The organism is Corallococcus sp. CA053C (assembly GCF_003611675.1).
Classification (GTDB): domain Bacteria; phylum Myxococcota; class Myxococcia; order Myxococcales; family Myxococcaceae; genus Corallococcus.
This window is the reverse complement of the sequence record NZ_RAWA01000789.1, coordinates 1-1183: the sequence shown is the minus strand read 5'-3', so window position 1 is coordinate 1183 and position 1183 is coordinate 1. Positions and strand designations below refer to the sequence as shown.

At 68.2% G+C, this 1183-nt stretch carries 1 protein-coding gene and 2 pseudogenes; all 3 read left to right on the top strand.

All coding sequences use genetic code 11. The annotated features are described in order from the left end of the window. Positions 1 to 153 (top strand): annotated as a pseudogene (gene miaE, locus D7V97_RS46920) (tRNA isopentenyl-2-thiomethyl-A-37 hydroxylase MiaE); the annotation flags it as partial. Next, positions 142 to 252, top strand: a pseudogene (locus tag D7V97_RS46560) (DUF4081 domain-containing protein); the annotation flags it as partial. The pseudogenes miaE and D7V97_RS46560, both read left to right, overlap by 12 nt. A gap of 215 nt (positions 253 to 467) precedes the next feature. Further along, complete coding sequence (locus D7V97_RS43160) at positions 468 to 917, top strand: hypothetical protein (RefSeq protein ID WP_120616283.1); 450 nt, start codon at positions 468 to 470, stop codon at positions 915 to 917. Positions 918 to 1183 lie beyond the last annotated feature (266 nt).

Here is a 1183-nt window from a genome sequence, read left to right as displayed (position 1 = left end):
CCGTCATCCTCCACGCGCCCACGGACCCCGGCTGGCTGCCGCTGGCGCTCGCGAACTTCGACGCGGTGCTGGTGGACCACGCCCACTGCGAGAAGAAGGCCGCCGCCAACGCGCTGTCCATGCTCCATGGCCTACCCGGACCTGCCCCGGCTCGCCCTGCGCATCGACGAGCGCGACGAGAGCATGGCCCGCATCGCGCGCAAGGTGGGCTACCACGCCGGTCGCACCCAGCGCCTCGTGCTGGTGGAGTAGCCGTCGCCGTACCGGGGCCCTGCTGCCCCCGGGGCCACTCAGGCAACAGCGGCCTGTGGCTTCCGGAGCAAAAGGGATTGCCAAAAAGGCACGTAAACAATTGAAAACACGTCAGCCCTGAGGGAGGGCATGGCGCTTGCTCCTGGGAGGCGTGGCACGCGGCAACCGCGAGCCCGGCGGCCCCAATCACCGCCGCATTTCATGGGAGCAGGACGATGAAGGCTTTCCAGACGCTGGCGAAGGTGTGTGCTTTCGGAGTGGTGGCACTGACCGCGGGCACGGCGAGCGCGTGGCAGTACTACCCGGGCTCCGCGTTCAAGGCGTCCTTCGCGTCCGACGCGGCGTGCTTCAACGTTCAGAGCTACTCGGCGATGCGCAACGACTGTGCGACCGCGCGCATTGTGACCGCCACCGTGCCGATGTGGACGGTCGGCTGGCACCCGACGTCGGTGTTCCTCTACGGAAACAACACCTGGTGTGAGTCGACCACCGTCAACGGCGTGGGCGGCGGCTCCAACCTGGGCGCGACGACGTACACGCCGGTCGGCCCCTTGAACTGGCAGACCCTCAACACGGGCGACCGCTACGTGTGGGAGGACTCCGCCATCGTCTTCCGCTGCAACCTGCAGCCGGGCGGCGTCATCGGTGCCTTCACCATCGACTGAAACGCGTCCCAGACATTGCGCCGGAGGACGTCGTCCGGCGGAAGGTGACGTGTTGATGCGCGACCGCGCGAAGTCTCGTCGTCCTCATTCCTCCCCTTCGCGCGGCCCGTTCCTTCCTCCCGCAGTCCCTCGCGAGCGCCCCGATGTCCTCCCGGCTCCAGACCTTCCTCGCCCTCTTCAACACGGCCGCTGTCGTCGGCGTGCTGCTCGCCTTCCTCGGCCACCAGCGCACGTCCGAGCAGGAGCTGGAGGCGCTGAGGGACCAG

Excerpts from the sequence above, each read along its gene's own strand:
- D7V97_RS43160 (WP_120616283.1), top strand. The coding sequence starts at position 468 with ATGAAGGCTTTCCAGACGCTGGCGAAGGTGTGTGCTTTCGGAGTGGTG.